The sequence below is a fragment of the Pedobacter sp. GR22-10 genome, from assembly GCF_026239715.1.
Classification (GTDB): Bacteria; Bacteroidota; Bacteroidia; order Sphingobacteriales; family Sphingobacteriaceae; genus Pedobacter.
Genome location: NZ_JAPIVR010000001.1, coordinates 135,292 through 153,067 on the forward strand (window position 1 = coordinate 135,292; position 17,776 = coordinate 153,067).

General features: G+C 38.1%; 16 protein-coding genes. 6 read left to right on the top strand and 10 right to left on the bottom strand.

What is annotated here, in order from left to right:
- Window positions 1-107: 107 nt before the first annotated feature.
- Window positions 108-1,964 carry a Fe-S protein assembly chaperone HscA gene (gene hscA, locus OQX64_RS00560; protein WP_265817043.1) on the bottom strand — a complete coding sequence of 619 codons (1,857 nt, stop codon included), beginning with the start codon at window positions 1,962-1,964 and terminating at the stop codon, window positions 108-110.
- A gap of 258 nt (window positions 1,965-2,222) precedes the next feature.
- Here hscA and OQX64_RS00565 point away from each other — a divergent pair, with 258 nt between their 5' ends.
- On the top strand, window positions 2,223-4,955 hold the full coding sequence (locus OQX64_RS00565; RefSeq protein ID WP_265817044.1) for a TonB-dependent receptor: 2,733 nt from the start codon (window positions 2,223-2,225) through the stop codon (window positions 4,953-4,955).
- A gap of 40 nt (window positions 4,956-4,995) precedes the next feature.
- Here OQX64_RS00565 and OQX64_RS00570 read toward each other — a convergent pair whose 3' ends face one another.
- The 3 genes from OQX64_RS00570 to OQX64_RS00580 form a co-directional block, all read right to left on the bottom strand.
- On the bottom strand, window positions 4,996-6,141 hold the full coding sequence (locus tag OQX64_RS00570; protein ID WP_265817046.1) for a PepSY-associated TM helix domain-containing protein: 1,146 nt from the start codon (window positions 6,139-6,141) through the stop codon (window positions 4,996-4,998).
- Between the two features lie 4 nt (window positions 6,142-6,145).
- Window positions 6,146-8,626 carry a TonB-dependent receptor gene (locus tag OQX64_RS00575; RefSeq protein WP_265817048.1) on the bottom strand — a complete coding sequence of 827 codons (2,481 nt, stop codon included), beginning with the start codon at window positions 8,624-8,626 and terminating at the stop codon, window positions 6,146-6,148.
- 143 nt (window positions 8,627-8,769) lie between these two features.
- Window positions 8,770-10,005 (bottom strand): glycosyltransferase, encoded by a 1,236-nt coding sequence (locus OQX64_RS00580; RefSeq protein ID WP_265817050.1) that lies wholly within the window; start codon window positions 10,003-10,005, stop codon window positions 8,770-8,772.
- Window positions 10,006-10,154: 149 nt separating this feature from the next.
- Here OQX64_RS00580 and OQX64_RS00585 point away from each other — a divergent pair, with 149 nt between their 5' ends.
- Entirely contained in the window at window positions 10,155-10,736 is a 582-nt protein-coding gene (locus tag OQX64_RS00585; protein ID WP_088300888.1) for a tRNA-(ms[2]io[6]A)-hydroxylase, read from the top strand.
- 75 nt (window positions 10,737-10,811) lie between these two features.
- Here OQX64_RS00585 and OQX64_RS00590 read toward each other — a convergent pair whose 3' ends face one another.
- Genes OQX64_RS00590 through OQX64_RS00605 form a run of 4 tightly spaced genes read right to left on the bottom strand, consistent with a single transcriptional unit; the run spans window position 10,812 to window position 13,780 of the window.
- The gene (locus OQX64_RS00590) at window positions 10,812-11,885 is read right to left on the bottom strand and encodes a DUF3810 domain-containing protein (RefSeq protein WP_265817051.1); all 1,074 of its coding nucleotides are present in this window, start codon (window positions 11,883-11,885) and stop codon (window positions 10,812-10,814) included.
- 3 nt (window positions 11,886-11,888) lie between these two features.
- Window positions 11,889-12,170 (bottom strand): Txe/YoeB family addiction module toxin, encoded by a 282-nt coding sequence (locus OQX64_RS00595; RefSeq protein ID WP_265817052.1) that lies wholly within the window; start codon window positions 12,168-12,170, stop codon window positions 11,889-11,891.
- A 43-nt stretch (window positions 12,171-12,213) separates the two neighbouring features.
- The gene (locus OQX64_RS00600) at window positions 12,214-12,411 is read right to left on the bottom strand and encodes a DUF2683 family protein (protein ID WP_265817053.1); all 198 of its coding nucleotides are present in this window, start codon (window positions 12,409-12,411) and stop codon (window positions 12,214-12,216) included.
- A gap of 34 nt (window positions 12,412-12,445) precedes the next feature.
- A complete protein-coding gene (locus OQX64_RS00605; protein WP_265817055.1) occupies window positions 12,446-13,780 on the bottom strand; it encodes a dihydroorotase in 1,335 nt (444 codons plus the stop codon).
- A 319-nt stretch (window positions 13,781-14,099) separates the two neighbouring features.
- Here OQX64_RS00605 and OQX64_RS00610 point away from each other — a divergent pair, with 319 nt between their 5' ends.
- The 4 genes from OQX64_RS00610 (at window position 14,100) to OQX64_RS00625 (ending at window position 16,740) form a co-directional block, all read left to right on the top strand.
- Window positions 14,100-15,446: a DEAD/DEAH box helicase gene (locus OQX64_RS00610; RefSeq protein ID WP_265817056.1), complete on the top strand. Its 1,347-nt coding sequence runs from the start codon at window positions 14,100-14,102 to the stop codon at window positions 15,444-15,446.
- 5 nt (window positions 15,447-15,451) lie between these two features.
- Complete coding sequence (locus OQX64_RS00615) at window positions 15,452-15,724, top strand: hypothetical protein (protein WP_088300882.1); 273 nt, start codon at window positions 15,452-15,454, stop codon at window positions 15,722-15,724.
- Between the two features lie 115 nt (window positions 15,725-15,839).
- The gene (gldC, locus tag OQX64_RS00620) at window positions 15,840-16,175 is read left to right on the top strand and encodes a gliding motility protein GldC (protein WP_056871223.1); all 336 of its coding nucleotides are present in this window, start codon (window positions 15,840-15,842) and stop codon (window positions 16,173-16,175) included.
- A 142-nt stretch (window positions 16,176-16,317) separates the two neighbouring features.
- Window positions 16,318-16,740, top strand: coding sequence for a hypothetical protein (locus tag OQX64_RS00625; protein WP_265817060.1), 423 nt, complete (start codon window positions 16,318-16,320; stop codon window positions 16,738-16,740).
- A 128-nt stretch (window positions 16,741-16,868) separates the two neighbouring features.
- On the opposite strand, the gene OQX64_RS00630 is transcribed toward OQX64_RS00625, so the two are convergent.
- Together OQX64_RS00630 and OQX64_RS00635 are read right to left on the bottom strand one after the other, a co-directional pair.
- Window positions 16,869-17,258 carry a hypothetical protein gene (locus OQX64_RS00630; RefSeq protein ID WP_265817061.1) on the bottom strand — a complete coding sequence of 130 codons (390 nt, stop codon included), beginning with the start codon at window positions 17,256-17,258 and terminating at the stop codon, window positions 16,869-16,871.
- Window positions 17,259-17,273: 15 nt separating this feature from the next.
- Window positions 17,274-17,753 (bottom strand): methylated-DNA--[protein]-cysteine S-methyltransferase, encoded by a 480-nt coding sequence (locus OQX64_RS00635; RefSeq protein WP_088301349.1) that lies wholly within the window; start codon window positions 17,751-17,753, stop codon window positions 17,274-17,276.
- Window positions 17,754-17,776: the final 23 nt, after the last annotated feature.

Consider the following 17,776-nt stretch of genomic DNA (forward strand, 5'->3'; position numbering starts at 1 on the left):
ATGGCAAATGCTTAATAAGAAATTTGGAATCTCATTCAGAACGATACTTTATGCCTTAAATTTACATATTGACTCTACTAGACTAACGATGCTGAACTCCGGACTTACTACTCAATCTTCTTCCCCTTCATCGCTGTAGAAACCGCCGCATCCATTACACGTTCTGCAAATGGGCGGGTAAATTCATTCAGTTCATCTGCTTTCTTTAAAATGGTATCTTTTTCTTGTGAGGCTAAAGCTGTTTTTAACGCTTCGATATGTGCCACAGTTTCTGCAATTTCGGTCTCGCTTAAATGTTCTGCATGTTTTTTGATAAAACCTTCGGCCGTGTAAACCAATTGCTCACCTTCACTTCTTGCTTCGATCAACATTCGTTGCTCAACGTCGCTTTTGGCGTGGGTGATGCTATCAATCAGCATTTTTTCTACAGTGTCATCACTTAAACCATAGCTTGGTGTAATTTCGATTTCCTGTTTCACGCCAGAACGCAGTTCAATTGCCTGAACAGTTAAAATGCCATCGGCGTTCAATAAAAAGTTAATATCAACTTTAGGTAATCCGGCAGGCATAGCCGGAATGCCTCTTAATTCAAATTCAGCCAGTTTACGATTTTCTTTTACCAGATCGCGTTCGCCCTGAAAAACGGAGATTTTCATGTTTACCTGCCCATCAATGGATGTCGTATACTGGCGACCTGCTTTTGTGGGCACCTTACTGTTGCGGGCAATAATCACATCCATTAATCCACCCATGGTTTCGATGCCCAAAGAAAGAGGGGTTACATCTAACAATAAGATATCAGAACGGTTGCCGGCCAATACATCAGCCTGAATGGCTGCACCCAATGCCACCACTTCATCCTGATTAATGTTATCTTGAGGTGTTTTGCCAAAGAAATTTTCTACCTGTTGTTTGACAAATGGGGTACGGGTGGAGCCACCAACTAAAATCACCTCATCAATATCATCAGCCTTAAGTTCAGCATCCTTTAAAGCATTTTTACAAGCGCTAATGGTTTCTTCAACCTTCGGCGCAATGAGCTGTTCAAAAGTTTGCTGATCTAATGTACACCAGATTTCACCAACTTTTTCATTGTATAAATTTTGCGAAGACAATGCTTTTTTTGCTGCTTCAGCTTGTAAACGCAAGGTTTGCATCAGGATATTATCTTCAGCCAATACCTTAATGTCTAAATTATTTTTTTCTATCCAATGGTTTAAAATGGCATTATCAAAATCATCACCACCTAAATAAGTATTTCCATTTGTAGCAAGTACTTCAAAAATTCCATTCTGAATTTGAAGAATAGAAACATCAAATGTTCCACCACCTAAATCATAAACGGCAATGGTTTTTTGTTGCGTAGGATCTAAACCAATTCCATAAGCTAAACTAGCAGCGGTAGGTTCATTTACAATTCGCATTACGTCTAAACCGGCGAGTTTACCTGCATCGCGGGTGGCCTGGCGCTGACTATCATTAAAATAAGCTGGAACAGTAATTACAGCCCGGTTAACAGGTGTCTTTAAAGCATGTTCTGCCCTGGCTTTCAGTTCTTTTAAAATTTCTGCAGATAGTTCAATAGGGGTATAAAAACGGTCACCTGCCTGAATTTTTACCAGGGCATCGCTATCATCATCAATGATCTTATAAGAGAAAATAGCAGCATGTTCAGCAACATCCTTATAGGAGCGGCCTAATAATCTTTTAACTGAAAATATAGTGTTGGCCGGATCAGTAGTTAAATATTCCTTAGCTTCATTCCCCACAATAGCTTCATTCTGGCTGTTAAAATAAACCACAGATGGTACCAATAATCCCTTTCCGGCATCGTTAATCACCTGCGGATTTTTATCTGGATTAATAAAAGCGACTAAACTATTGGTTGTGCCTAAATCGATTCCGACTATGATTTCTTCCTTTTGAAATGAACCTGTAGCAAGGTTGATTGATATTTTTGCCATAGCAACAAAAATATGCTTTTTAAATAAAGGTTATGTCATTCATTTGTTAGCAAGAATGCATAAGTTTTAGTCTTTTTATTTGAATGATTTTTATTCAATTTCTACAGAAAATCTATAAATCTGTTGTATTAAATATACGTTTTTGGGTTTAATTGAAGTTAATTCGTTTGTTTGTGGTTTTTATTTTGTTTATTAATTTATTTTTTAACAAAATGAATGGTTTTTTAATTTATATTGCTTGTATCTAGCGAAATAAATATGAAAAAACGATTACTTTATGTGTTAATGGCGGCTTTTATGCTTCCGATTACTGCCTTAGCCCAGAATTTGGTTAAGGGAAAGGTTTTAACTACGAAAGGAGAAGGAATTATTGCCGCTTCTGTTAAAGAAAAGGGGACTGGTAAGGGTGCGGTTACGGATCAAAATGGAGACTTTCAGATTTCAGTTTCCAATCAGGCTATTTTAGTGATTAGTGCAATTGGTTATGAAACCAAAGAAGTGACTGCCGCTATGGCTTCATCAATTACGCTGTCTGAAGGTTCACAAAATCTTGGTGATTTTGTGGTGGTTGGAACACGTGGAAAAGGTCGCTCATCCATGTTAACACCAGTTCCTGTTGATGTGATTAAAATTAACCAGGTAAATATGCCTACCGCAAAAATGGATTTAACCTCTATTTTAAATGCGGCTTCTCCATCTTTTAATTTTAATAAACAAAGTGGGTCAGATGGTGCCGATCAGATAGATTTGGCTACGCTTAGAGGTTTGGGGCCAGATCAGACATTGGTTTTAGTGAATGGTAAACGCCGTCACCAAACGGCATTTGTTGCCGTATTCGGAACCCGTGGAAGGGGAAATTCAGGAACGGATTTAAATGCCATTCCCGAATCTTCAATAGATCGGGTGGAGATTTTAAGAGACGGGGCCTCAGCCCAATACGGATCTGATGCCATTGCGGGCGTAATCAACCTGATCTTAAAAAAAGATGTTGGTGTTTTAAGTGTCAATACCGGCTACTCGGGCTATTATGATCCGAGAAATAATACTTATTATGCTAAAGAGCTGGGTCAGTATCGCCATGGTGGCGCAATAGATGGCAATGCTTTTTCATTGGGCACTAATTATGGTCTGGCACTGGGGAAAAATAATGGTTTTATCAATTTCTCCGGTAACTTTTTTGCCAATGGAAAAACATTCAGGCAAAACCTGAATACAGATTTAAGTACCAAAGATGGTTTGCCTATTAATACGGTGAGGAGATCTACAGGAGATGGGTCAGTAACCTCCGGTGGTTTAATGTACAATATGGAATTGCCGATTGCACATACTAAAACAACTATTTACTCTTTTGGAGGTGGTAATATAAAAGCCTCTGATGCCTATGCTTACACCCGAAATTTATCAGACAGGCCGGAGCGTTTTCCTGATGGAGTTGCAGGAAACCCTATTTTACAAACTACAATAGACGGAGAAACTTATTTTGATCCGATCATTCAGACTAAAATTCAGGATCTTTCTTTTGCGGCGGGAGTAAAAGGCATTTGGGGTAACGATTGGAACTGGGATTTAAGCAACACATTGGGACGGAATAATTTCCATTTTTATGGTGATCAGACTTTCAATGCTTCTTTGGGTGCCGGAAAAACGCATTTTGATGATGGCGGTTTCTCATTTTTGCAGAACACGGTTAACTTCAATTTAAGTAAAGCAATACCTGATGTTGCATCAGGATTAAATTTAGCATTTGGCCTGGAACATCGATATGAAAATTATCAGATTTATGCTGGTGAAAAAGACTCCTATGCCAACTATAACCCTGATAAAGCTACCGGGGCACAAGGTTTTCCTGGTTATCAGCCAGGTGATGAAGTGAATGCCAGCCGATCAAACGTGGCGGCTTATGTTGATGCTGAATTAGATGCAACTGATAAATGGCTGATTGGTGTTGCGGTGAGAGCCGAAAACTATAACGATTTTGGTTTCACCAGCAATTACAAATTCGCTACCCGTTACAAGCTAACGAATAATTTTAATATTCGGGGATCATTAAGTACGGGTTTCCGGGCACCATCGCTACAGCAAATTAATTTTAGCAATACCTTTACCAATGTACAGGGAGGTAATGTTTTCGAGGTTAAAATTGCACCAAACTATAGTCCAATTACCAAAGCTGCAGGAATTCCTGATTTAAAACAGGAAAAATCTATGAATGCCAGTTTAGGATTTTCATGGAAGCCTGTACCGGAGATTAACGTTACCTTGGATGGTTATCGCATCAATATTAAAGATAGGGTAGTTTTGTCAGGTCAGTTTGATGAAAGTATTCCAGCGTTGAAGCCGATATTAAATCAATTGAATGTATCACAGGCACAGTTCTTTGCAAATGCGGTTAACACCACAAATTATGGTTTGGATTTAGTGGTAGATTATAACAAACGATTCGATAATAAGAGCATCAGGGTTTTATTTACCGGAAACTTAAACCACTTAAATATTGATAAAATTAACATTCCTAATGCTTTAAATGGTTCTTATGAAAATCAACAGGCATTTTTTAGCGATCGTGAACAGGCTTACATTAAAGCGTCTGCACCTCCTGTAAAACTAGGCTTAAACTTAGATTATGGTTTTGGCAATTGGATGTTGGGAACACGCTTTTTGTACTATGGTAAAATTTCGATTTTGGGTTATGGCTATGAAAATACTTACCCACCCTTGGTTGCGCTGGATAACGATCCGGCCACAACCGTATTGGAGCAATTCAATTATTCTGGTAAAATGGTTACTGATCTTTATGGTTCTTACAAAGTATCAAAAAGGATGACCGTGTTTTTTGGTGTAGATAATGTATTCAATATTCACCCGGATTATGGCTATGTTCAAGGTGCTAAACTCTCGGCTTATGATGGCGAGACAGGCGGTGCATGGGATGCTGTTCAAATGGGCTTTAATGGTCGCAGGCTCTTTACCAAATTGGCTTTTAACTTTTAAAATCAGCTGAATATCGATGTTAAAGAGGCTTTTGATCAGATCAGAAGCCTCTTTTTTTCTTTTTCCCCCACCAGATTAAAAATCCGGTAGTGGGCAAGGTTGCAATAATTAAGGCAGCCAGAAAGGCCAGTATCTTAGTAGGCCAGCCCAATAAGCCACCATCATGGATATCGAGATTGGAATTGCGCCATTTTAATCCCAACGGCTTATGCTGATGTAAGATTTGATCCGTAAGTAAACCCGTATTTGGATTGAAGTAAAAATAACTTAATCCCCGCCAGGCATCTCCTGAATGAATGATCTGAACGGTAGCCATCATACTTGCCTTTTTTTCTTCAGGATAATTTAGCAGGATCGCTTCGTAATTCCCTTTATTCAACCTGATCAGGGTATTTAAGGCCAGGTTACTGGCTAATCTGGTTTTATGTTCAGCCGGAGATTGTACGTATTCTCTTAATAAATTTGGCTTTTTAGGTGTGCCCAATGACTTATAAATGCCCAGTTCCCACCATTTAAATGACCACACCAGGCCAGTGATAACCATTACCAGTGCAAATGGAATCACATAAAAACCAAATGTACTGTGCAAATCCCAGTTAAGTCGTTTAAACCTTGCATTCCACTTTACTGTTAAGCGTTGCCTGATGTTTTTTAACTTTTTGGGAAGCCAGATGATAAAGCCTGTAATAATGATCACCAGAAACAGGAGTACAGAAGAGCCTACGATAAAACTTCCAATAGGCTTCTTAAATAGCAAATATTGATGAATCAGTCTGACAATACTGAAAAATTCATGTTTAAGATCAATAACACCTAGAACCTTACCGCTAAACTGATCGATATACACCTCTTTACTATAGGCTACCTGAGCAAGATAAAAAATTGATTTAGTCTTTTTATTGACTTTAGAAGCTGAAAATATATAAGCGTACCGATCTGATTTTACTTCCACACGATTAAATTTTTCGTCAACTGGAAGTGCCTTCTGTGCCTTGTCTTCTAAGATATACAAAGGCAATGGTTTGCCCGCTGCCTTTGTATAAACAATATCCTGATGGAAAAAATTAAACAACTCCTCTTCAAAAACGTATATACAGCCGGTAATGGCTACAATGGTAATGACAACACCACTAATCAGTCCAAGCCAGAGGTGTATTAAAGCAGCTGTTTTTTTAAATTTTTTCAAGATTTTAATTGAATGTATAACCCAAAGTAAATAAATAATTTGAAGGTGTACCCGGGAAAAGTCTTAGGTAATCGTACCCGCCAACCCAATGCACTTTATTCGTAATATTATTCATGTTAAACTGTACTTGTACCTTACCAACATTATAATAAAGTGCAGCATTGAATAAAGTATAGCTTGGAATGGTTTGATTAAAATTCAAAGATAAGATTCTGGAATCTACATAATTTGAACCAGCACCAATGCCAAGTCCTTTCAAGATACCATCACTAAAGTTATATTTTGCCCAGATGTTGGCGGTATGATGAGGTGCATTTGGTTTCTGTATACCAACTTCTGATGCAACAGGGCTATCCGTAATCATGGCCTGATTATAAGAATATGATGCTAATATGCTCAATTGAGGAATAATGCGCCCAATAATGTCGAATTCAATGCCTCTTGAACGTTCTTCGCCTACTGCACGCAAAAGATCTGGTTGGCCGGAAACATTTGCAGGATAAAGCACATTGGTTTGTTTAATCTGGTAAATGGCAGCAGAAGCTGTTAAGCGATCATCCAGCCAACTCGTTTTTGCACCAAATTCAATCATATTGCTTTTTAAAGGATCAAATGGTCCGCCGGCATTTGGGTTGGAAATGGCCGAAGCAGTTTGTGGCGTGTAACCCATTACATAAGTTCCGTAAAGGTTAATGTTTGGTGTAGCTGAGTACACTAAACCAAATCTTGGTAGTAATGCTTTAGAATGTGCTTTTGCTTCATTCGGTTTAAGGTAATTGGCGAAATCGGTATAATATTCGTAGCGAAGTCCAAGCAAGGCCTGCAGTTTTCCAAATTTGATATTGTCCTGTACGTAACCAGCATGTAGAAAATAATAGGTTGGATCATAGGCCGCCTGGGTAAAAAAGTTTTTGCTATCGTCTTGCATACGCTGAGACGCCATTACATCATTCAGGTTGAACGATGGTACATTCGGTACCAGCAAATTATTTACCACAAGGAACCGCTTGATATAGTTGGTAGGATCCTTATCATAGTCTGATTTTACAAAGCTGATTGCGCCGGTATTGGCTGCATTGCGATAGTTATTAGCCGTCAGTTGGGAAGCGCCAACCGGAAGTTTTTCGCTGGCAAAATCATAGCTTGCTACAATGGTTTGTTCAATTTTTCCCGTTTTTATTTTATAATTAATAAAGCCGGAGAAGTTATCAATATACCTTTTACGGATACGGTTAAAAATTTGCATGGCGATTAGATTATCTACTGGTTTTCCGGTCGCATCTAAAGCATAGGCGTTGGCACTTCTATGTTCATACAAATCTTCGCTGTATCCTGTCTTCATGTAAGAAGCTGTAAAATTCAGGTTATCATTAAAACGGTGATTTAAGGAAAGCGCAACATTATAAGTTTTCTCATTCAGCCGGTCGTTCCCTGTATTTAGTGAAGTTGATTGCGGCGTGGAATACAGGTTTCCATTCCCAAAAACAGATTGCCCACGATCTAAACGGCTTTTGGAATCATTGTACACCAGGTCGAAATTTAAACTGGTGTTTTTCGAAGGTAAGAACGTAAGTGATGGTGCAATAACCACATTTTTATCAAATTGTAAATCGCGGAATGAATTTGCATCCTCGTAACCAAAGTTCACGCGGTATAGCAAAGTACTATCTTTATTTGCTGGTCCGGTTACATCGGCAAGGGCACGGAAAGTATTGTAACTTCCCATAGAAAGGCTCAGTGATTTACGCGTTTCTGCCAAAGGTTTTTTGGTTACGCGGTTAATTACACCACCCGGACTCGCATTGCCATAAAGTGCTGATGAGGGTCCTTTTAATACCTCAACACGCTCCAGGTAATTGGCCAGGGGCTGTTTCCAGAAACCGGTGCTGGTACGCATGCCATTAATTAACTGGGTATTGCTACCACCATTAATTCTGAAACCACGGATTGTGATGTCATCATAAAAAGTGAACTGATTTACGCCGCTGAAATTTTTGACCACTTCACCAACCCGTACAGCACCCTGATCTGCAATTAATTCCTTACTGGCATAAGAAACCGATTGAGGTAAATCTTTTAACAGGATTTCTGATTTGCTACCAATGAAAGTAGCTGTGTTTTTGTAGGTTTTCTCTTTTCTCCCGGTAATCTCAACTTGCTGTAAATCTGATTTTGTTGGAGATAAGCTCACATTCAAAGTGATTTTATCACGATTCATGTTAATATTTCTGCTGGTGGTGATATAGCCGACATAACTGAATTTAATAGTTAATGTGGTTTTGCTCACAGATAAATTGAAATTTCCCTGTTGATCGGTAGTTGTTTTTTCGTTTCCATGATCAGCATATACATTAACGCCAGGAATCACTTCACCGGATTCATTGGTTACTTTACCATTGATGGTTACCAATTCCTGGGCCGCGGCAAGGGCATAAATACCCTTAAAAACAATTAAAAATAACAGTTTCTTATAAAGATTAGACATTGAAATTTGTTTGGATTTTATTTAGACTTATTTTAAATAATGCGCAAATCTAATATATTTCTGAAATGTTACAAAAGGAAAATAAATAATCGGAGTTTTAGGTGAGTTGGGAAGAATGATGTGAGGTAAGATGGAGAAATAGACTATTTCTTGTTTTTTTCTTCAATCCAAAGTGACATGTATCTTGTACTTTGTGTGGTATGGTGGTTTAAAATCTGACCGAAGAAGTTATTTTGCCGGTGTGTAGTTAAACCTGAAGATAGTCTCTCAACTTCTTGTATGAATGGGTCAGCGAAATGTTTTACCGAATATCTTTGGTTAGTGATCTGGACACCGTTCTGCTGCGCGACTTGCCAGGAATTTTTATCCTGATAAAGTTTTACGGCTTCCTCTATAAAAAGTTCCAGATCATTTTCAATGCTACCATTCCAATCTAAATCACCTTTCATGGCTTCTGCGCCTACAGATGTAGTTACAGACGGCGTGCCAACCTGCATGGCATCAATAAACTTACCTTTTGCACCTGCGCCAAATTGAATAGGGGCAAGTAATATTCGATGTTTAGCAATGGTTTCCTTAGCATTTGCAGCTCTTCCTTTAATTAAGAATTTTTCGTTTTTATTATCCAGTTGCAGCACTTTTTGCGAGGCATAAGATCCAAATATATTCAAATTTGTGTTTGGGAGCCTTTTTCTGAGCAGAGGCCAGATCCTGGTTTTTAAAACCTGAACAGTATTCCAGTTGGGCTCATGAAGGAAATTGCCAATGAAAACAAAATCTGTCCGGTCTTCAAAGGGAATCCATTTTTCGATCACTTGCTGATTGATTTCTTCTTCCAGAAATGGTAAATAATAAATCAGTGAAGGATCAACTTTGAATTGATTTTTCAGGATATCCATCTCCACTTCTGAAATGATTAAAGATAAATCGCAACGTAAAATTGAAGCCATTTCGCGCTTTGCAGTATCAGAAAACAAATTGATTTCGGTTTGCTTTTTATCGCTTTGCTGGCGGGCACTTCGCAGGAAATGTAAATCTTCCGTATCTAAAATCCTCAATGCATCAGGGCATTCCTGTTGAACCCTCCAGCCATATTGTTCTTCTACCATAAAACGGTCGAACATGACAATTTCAGGGTTTAGTGTTTTTAAAAATGAATTAAAGCTTTCATCATTCAGCTTTATTTGCTGCTCAATAACAGGAGTTTGTGCGAAATCATAACTGAAATCACTTTTTGATGCTGCAGAGGCAAAAGTGATTTCGTAATTTTTGTTCAAAAATAAATCGACCAGTTGAATCATCCGTGTTCCCGCTGCCGAAGAGGTTGGTTCGGGCCAGACTAATCCAATAATCAATAATTTTTTTACGCTTCTACTCATTTCTACAAAATAAGCTCTTTTTTTTTGCTCCTGCAGATAAATGTGATTTTCTCAGATTAAAATCTGGATCTGCGATTATCGATTAAACCTGCGGGATATATAAACGTATCTTAAATATTCTTAATTTTGCGGCTCAATTACACCACCACATGTTAGGATTAAAATTGTTGACAGACCCACGCTGGGCAAATATCGCGGAATCTAATTTAGAAGAAATTTTATCTGACCATGCCTGGTGCGAACAAAAAGCAGCATCCAATGCGATTACATTAATTACTCAAAATTCAGAACACCAGGATCTGGTTGATGAATTAACGGCCATTGCCATTGAAGAGATGCAGCATTTCCAAATGGTAATTGAGATTATTAAACAGCGTGGTTATACCTTAAGCCGTGAACGTAAGGATGATTATGTTGGCCGTTTGGTAAAATTCAGTAAAAAGGATGGTAGCCGTAATCAGGCTTTTATCGACAGGCTTTTGTTTGCAGCGATGATTGAGGCCAGAAGTTGTGAACGTTTTCGCGTACTTTCATTAAATATTAAGGACGCAGAACTGGCTAAATTCTACCATGAGCTAATGGTTTCAGAGGCGGGGCATTATACTACATTCTTAAATTTTGCCCGTAAATACAGTACGGATGTCGATGTAGATAAACGCTGGAAGGAATGGCTGGATTTTGAAGGGGAATTGATTCAAAGTTTTGGAACGAAAGAGGCGATACATGGGTAAAAGTTGTAGGTTGTAAGTTATAGGTGGTAAGTTTGGATACCTTTCCATCCATGCAGGTTATATACGCCTAGGCTTTCAATTCTTAACTTTCAACTCATTTTTATGTATATTCCACAGCCAAATCACAATATCCTGGTAACTGTCGATTCCTTTTTTCTGGTTGTTGAGTTTCAGAAAGCGGTCAAAAGCAGCATCCATATAGGCGAACATTTCGCCATTATATTTTCGCCAGAATTCTTTTTCAGTTTTAAAATCAGCTAAAACTAAGGGTGATAATGTATCATGGAGCCGCTTGTAATCTTCAGGTGATTTCATTCTGATTTCGAATAAGATATACCTGATCATTTCATAGTTCGCTGAATATTGATAATTCACATCAGGACTATTGCTGGCTGTTAAATAACCTAAAAGGTTTGCTTCATCTTCATAAGCAATGCCTAGCTGATGTGCAATCTCGTGACAGGAAACATAAGGTTTAACAAAGTCAGGTAGGTTCATGTTCATATTGGCTTCGCCAGAAAGCGGTGCGTAATAGCCTTCAATACCAGCTTTACTCAACATCCATGGAATTAAAACTGATTTTAAGCAGGGGCTTTGGTATGCAAATAATGGATTTTTTTTCTCCATCAGATCGTAAGCTTTTGCGGAATTAGTTTCTAAATCAGTTATAGCGTAGGCAACGTTCTTGTTTTGCTCTACTTTTAAAGCATTCGTTTTTTTTATGAAATATTCTCCAAGCGAAACAAGCTCCTTAACATTATACTTTTCATTTCCTATCCCTAACTCGTCACTTACGCTCGGTCTGCTGTAATTTAATCCCCAAAACAGTTTGAAAACAATGTAAAGAATTAAAAAAAAGTTTAAAATCTGTAAGGGGACAAGAATTCTATCCTGCTTTTTTAGTGATCTCCGTCTTTTGTAAAATCTAATGATTTTATAAAGTACAAAGCCAATCAATAAGGCATAAATGATATCGCCAATGGCGAAAGGAAAAATAGATGATATAAACCTTAGTGCTGAAGAAATGTAAGGATAAAAACCTGTTGAATAATATTTTTGGACCAGGGTAGGGAAGAAGCCAAAGAAAAAAATTAAGAAAGCAAGGCCAAGTAAAACAATTAATTTGATTAGTATTGGGCGCGCTATCATTATTTATTTATAATGACCTCTTAACGAATGGATGTGTAAAGCATTGTTTAATATTTGATAGATGATTCTGTGCTCTCCATTTATTCTTCTAGACCATAGATTGGATAAATCATATTTTAAAGGTTCTGGTTTGCCAATTCCTGTGTATGTGTATGGATGTTCCAAAATATCTACAATCAACTGTTCAATTTTCTTCTGAACGGTTTTATTTTCTGATTTCTTCCAAAATTTGATGTCAGCTAATGCTTCATCATAAATATATGATTTCCATAGTATTGAAAGCATAATGGATTTTTAATCACGGCTTATACATAAGGTAACAAATAACTTATTTCCATAAATCTTCTACAGCAATTTTGACCCCTTTTCCTTCTTTCATTTGCTTCTGACTTCCTTTTATTTTAGCAACAAAATCAGGCTTGTATGGGCTTTTTTCTGTAGTAAACTCAATTTTTAAAGCTTTTACAAATGCCTTTAAAGCTGAGAGTTGGTCTTTGTTTTTTGGATGTATGATTAGTGTTTCCATATTATAATCATTGTGGTAGACAAATATAACAAATCTATCGTGCAAAAGTTAGGCGTTTCCCAATCTGATCAGTCGTGAATTTGCCATTTTGATAAGCCAGATTTCCTGATACGAAAGTGTGAGTAATACTGGCCTGGAAGGTGTCTCCGTCAAACGGACTCCAGCCACATTTGTAGAAATTATTCAATTTGGTTACTTTCCAGGAATCTTTCAGGTCAACCAAAGCCAGGTCAGCCCAATATCCCTCGCGGATGAACCCACGTTTTTCAATATCGAAACAGATCGCCAGGTTATGTGCCGTTTTTTCTGCAATTTTTTCTAAAGAAATTTTGCCCTGCAGATGCATTTCCAATAAGGCAGGCAAAGCATGCTGAACCAATGGTCCGCCCGATGGAGCCTGCGCATAAGGTTGATTTTTTTCTTCCAGGGTGTGAGGCGCATGGTCCGTTGCAATTACATCAATATAGTCATTGAGAACGCCCTGTAATACACCTTTTTGATCATCTTCGGTTTTTACTGCAGGATTCCATTTAATGAAATTTCCTTTTGAAGCATAATCTTTATCGTTAAACCAGAGGTGATGTACGCAGGCCTCAGCCGTGATTTTTTTATCTTTTAATGGAGTTGTATGATCAAATAAGGCTATTTCTTTAGCCGTTGAAATATGAAGAATATGCAAACGCGTTTGGTAGCGTTTCGCTAGTTCAACAGCTAATGACGATGAGGTATAACATGCTTCTGCGCTGCGAATCAGCGGATGCATATCAATGGTTAAATCATCACCGTATTTTGCTTTAAATGCGGCCAGATTATGGCGGATCGTTGCTTCATCCTCACAGTGTGTGGCTACTAAAATGGGGGCTTTGCTGAAAATATTTTCCAGCGTTTTTTCATTATCCACCAGCATATTGCCGGTTGATGAACCCATAAAAACTTTTATGCCACATACATTTTTAGGGTCAGTTTTTAACACTTCATCAATGTTGTCATTGCTGGCACCCATGTAAAAAGAGTAATTGGCTAAAGAAGTTTCTGCTGCAATGGCATATTTATCAGCCAGTAATTCCTGAGTTAAAGTATTCGGAACTGTATTCGGCATCTCCATAAAAGAGGTAATTCCTCCTGCAACAGCGGCCATACTCTCCGTAAATATATCTGCTTTATGTGTTAAACCTGGCTCACGGAAATGAACCTGATCATCAATCATTCCCGGTAAAAGGTATTGTCCTTCAGCGTTAATTTCCTGTGCTTCGGGTGCAGAAAGATTTTGACCAATTTTTTCAATTAATCCATCTTTAATTAATACATCAGCAACAATTTTTTGTCCCTCGTTTACAATTGTGGCGGCTTTTATCAGGTAAGCATTCATGCTTCAAAGGTAAAAATAGATTTGAGAAGTCAGATACGGGATTTGAGAAATAGGAGGTGAAATTTGGACGGATGAAAGGAAGAAACTGGGTTTAGCATTGCTGTTTTAAGTTAAACAAACCCGACAGCAGTGTGCACGAGTGTAACGAAGTAAAGCGAATGGCAGGACTACCATAGCCAAAAAATTACCGGAATTGCTTTACGCCTAATCTCTTTAATGAAGCTTTGACTTTATGTTTGAATTTAAGACTCAAGACTTCAGAGTCCGAACTTCAGACTAGCTCAAGCCTTTCGGCTTAAAAAACCTATCTTTGTGCGCTATGGCAAAATCGTTCGAAGAATTTAAGTTAAACAGGCAAATATTAAATGCAGTTGCCGATGCAGGTTATACTGTTGCCACACCAATACAGGAAAAAGCAATTGCCCCGGTGTTATCCGGGCAGGATATTTTTGGAATTGCAGAAACTGGAACGGGTAAAACAGCCGCCTTTGTTTTGCCAATTTTAATGCAGTTGAAATACGCTCAGGGGGATAATCCACGGGCTTTGATTTTATCTCCTACACGTGAGCTGGCCATGCAAATTGCTGAGCAGGTAAAATTATTTTCCACTTATACAGATTTGCGCTCCCTGGTTATTTTTGGCGGAATTGGTCCGAAAACACAAAAAGAAGAGATTGCAAAAGGGATAGATATTTTGATTGCTACGCCTGGAAGGTTTTTGGATTTATATCTTGCAGGAGACATTAATACACAAAGTTTAAAATTTCTGGTACTGGATGAAGCCGATAAAATGATGGATATGGGCTTTATTGGTTCAATCCACAGGATATTGGAAATTGTGCCGCGCAAACGCCAGAACTTGCTTTTCTCTGCCACCATGAGCGAACTGGTACAAAAGATTGCAGGTGATTTTTTAAATAATCCGCTTGTTATTGAAGCTTCAGCACAGGCTACACCAGCAGCTAATGTCACGCAGGCATTATACTATGTTCCGAATTTTAAAACGAAAATAAATTTGTTGCAGCATTTGCTAAAAAATGATGAAGCTTTTTCACGCCTGATTATTTTCTGCAAAACCAAAACGGTTGCCGATAATATTTTCAGCTTTATTGAGCGTAGATATGGTGCACAAAATGTTCGTGTAATTCATGCCAATAAGGGACAAAATACCCGTATTAATTCTATCAACAGCTTTAAGGAAGGTAATATCAGGGTGCTTGTTGCTACCGATGTTGCCAGTAGAGGAATTGATGTGAGTGATGTGAGCCATGTGATTAATTTCGATGTTCCGATTATTATAGAAGATTACGTGCACAGAATCGGGCGGACGGGTAGGGCCTTTGCGAAAGGAGACGCCATTACTTTTGCTACCGATGCGGAAAAATATTATATCCGTAAAATTGAGAAATTAATTCGCCAGTATATTCCTGTGGCTGAAATCCCTGAAGGGGTTTATGTTGATGAAACGCCTTATGAGGAACGCCAGCAGATTGCCAAGGAAATTGATATGCAGAAACGCAAGGAAGATCCTGATTTTAAAGGTGCTTTCCATGAGAAAAAACACGCTGCCGCCATAGAGAAGAAAGTTCGCGAAAAGGCCAAGGCAAAAGCTGGAAAAGAAGTAAAATCTTTTAAAAAGGGTAAACGTTTCGATAAGAAAAAGTAGGTAACATGAAGCTGAGGATTACGCCCCTGAATATTATTGGAGCTATTGGATTAGGATTGGTAGCCTTTACTATTTTAAGTCCGGAAAAGCATGCGCCAAGACAGGTAGATTTTAGTGGTTTTTATCTTTTAATACTGGGATGTTTAATTTTAGTCACCTTTATTACTGATTTGATCTTCCGTTTTACACTTAAGGATTTAAAAAAAATCTGGATGGTGGAATCCATTTTTATTGTCATTACCGCAGTGTTGATGCTGATCATCCAAAGGATCTCGTAATTAAACCGTAAAAATATTCTCGCAGGCTTTTCAAGCGTATAATCAAAATAAAAATTCAGCATCTTTGCGCCATAAATTAAAACTGTGGAATCTCCACAATCAGTGAAATCATTTTATGAAGACAGCAGAAATAAAATTAACAGTTGAGTTAGACGAAGGTAATAATCCAGATAACATTCTTTGGGAAAGTACAGATTCTGGAAATGCAGATAAAGTACCGGCAAAAGCAATGTTCTTGTCTGTTTGGGACCATAACTATAAAAACACGCTCAAAATTGACCTCTGGACCAAGGATATGCCTGTTGATGAAATGAAACGTTTCTTTTACGAAACTTTACAAACCATGGGCGACAGCTTTTTAAAAGCCACTAATGAAACGCTGATTGTGGAAGACCTGCGTGATTATTGTGCGCACTTCGCAGAGAAAATGGGGATTGTAGAAGGGCAGTAGTTTAGTCATCAGTCATTAGTCATTAGTCATTAGTCATTAGTCATTAAAAATACCAGGTAAGTTAGCGATTTAACCATTAACTTCCGTTACAAACAATTACCAATCGGTGGAATCGTTAAAATCAGTGTAATCATTTTTAACTATGTTAGTATTAAATAAATTCAGGGCTTTTATAGGTGTTTTACTTTGTATCATTGCAGGTTTTTGTCCGATGTTGAAAGTGCCGATTAAAGGAAACTGGAATCTATATCAATCTGATGCCCGCTTGTTTATGATCACTTATGCCATCATTGTTATTTCAGTACTTTTTCTCTTTATCAGAAAGGCTGGTGCATTCAGGTTCATGAGTTTTGTAATGGCTATCTGGTATGTATTGGCAGTGATAGCCGTTTATTTTACAGCTAACAATTATACCAAATATGGCTTCGCCAATAAATTAATCGGTAAGGTTGTTCATTTCCAATGGGGATGGATTGTTCTTTTGGTAGGTGTTCTTTTTATGCTTTTTAGCACCAAACGTGGCGATAAGATAACTGCCACAAGCAATCCTGACGTATTGAAGTAAGGTTAATTATTGGATGATGCGGCCCTTCATTTGTATTGCCTGATCATGCGTTGCAATCTATAAAGTTTGATGGCAACGCATGATCGAGATTCAGGTTTAGATTGCGCTTCAAAATAGATTCGGATAAATTAGTCGGCAATAAATAAATCAGCTGTACCCTCTTCTAGTGGAATATAGATTCTTTCCCATTCCTCGCCTTCGATAATTTCCCAGGTATGCCCGATGCCTTTTGTGTCGTTCGCAATTAAAATAATTCCGGGCTCAATGATAAAAGTTTCGCCGTTGGTTACGCCAAATTTTAATTTTCCTTTTAAGGTAATTACATATTGCCGCCGAGGTGCCGGATGCGGAATGCCTTCCAGGGTGGAAACATCCGTTTTGGCGAAAAAATAGCTGGCATTGATGTGTTGTTGTACCGGAATTTTTCCGCTTTCAAAGCTGCAATCATCGTTATCCAGGTTGATCAATCTAATGGCTTTTAAATATTTATTCGTTCCGGCTTTTTGTAATGATGTCATCTTCAATTGATATAATTAAAATTTAATTGTGGTTTGTCCCCTTTGCGCTATTTCCCTTTCATGTTCCAGGAGCCATTGCTTTCTCCATAAACCACCGGCATAACCAACCAGTTTGCCATTGCTGCCAATCACTCTGTGACATGGAACAGCAATGGCGATGTTGTTTTTGCCATTAGCTGCTGCAATAGCCCGGATGGCCAGTGGATGATGTGCAGAAAACTTCGCATAAGAAACGGTTTCTCCATAAGGAATATTCAGTAAGTTTTGCCAAACCTGTTGTTGAAAATCAGTGCCTTTTTGTTTAATGGGGAAATCGAACTTTTTTAAGTTACCGTTAAAATAGTTTTTTAACTGATTGGCAACATTTCTGGTCAATTCGTTTTCAGTTAATCCATCATTTTCCGTTGCTGAAAAAGTTATGGCGCAAACAAAATCATCATCAGCTAAGATGGTTAATTTGCCAATAGGCGATGCTATTACTGATGCATAATTCATAGATTTATTTTTTGCCACTGAAA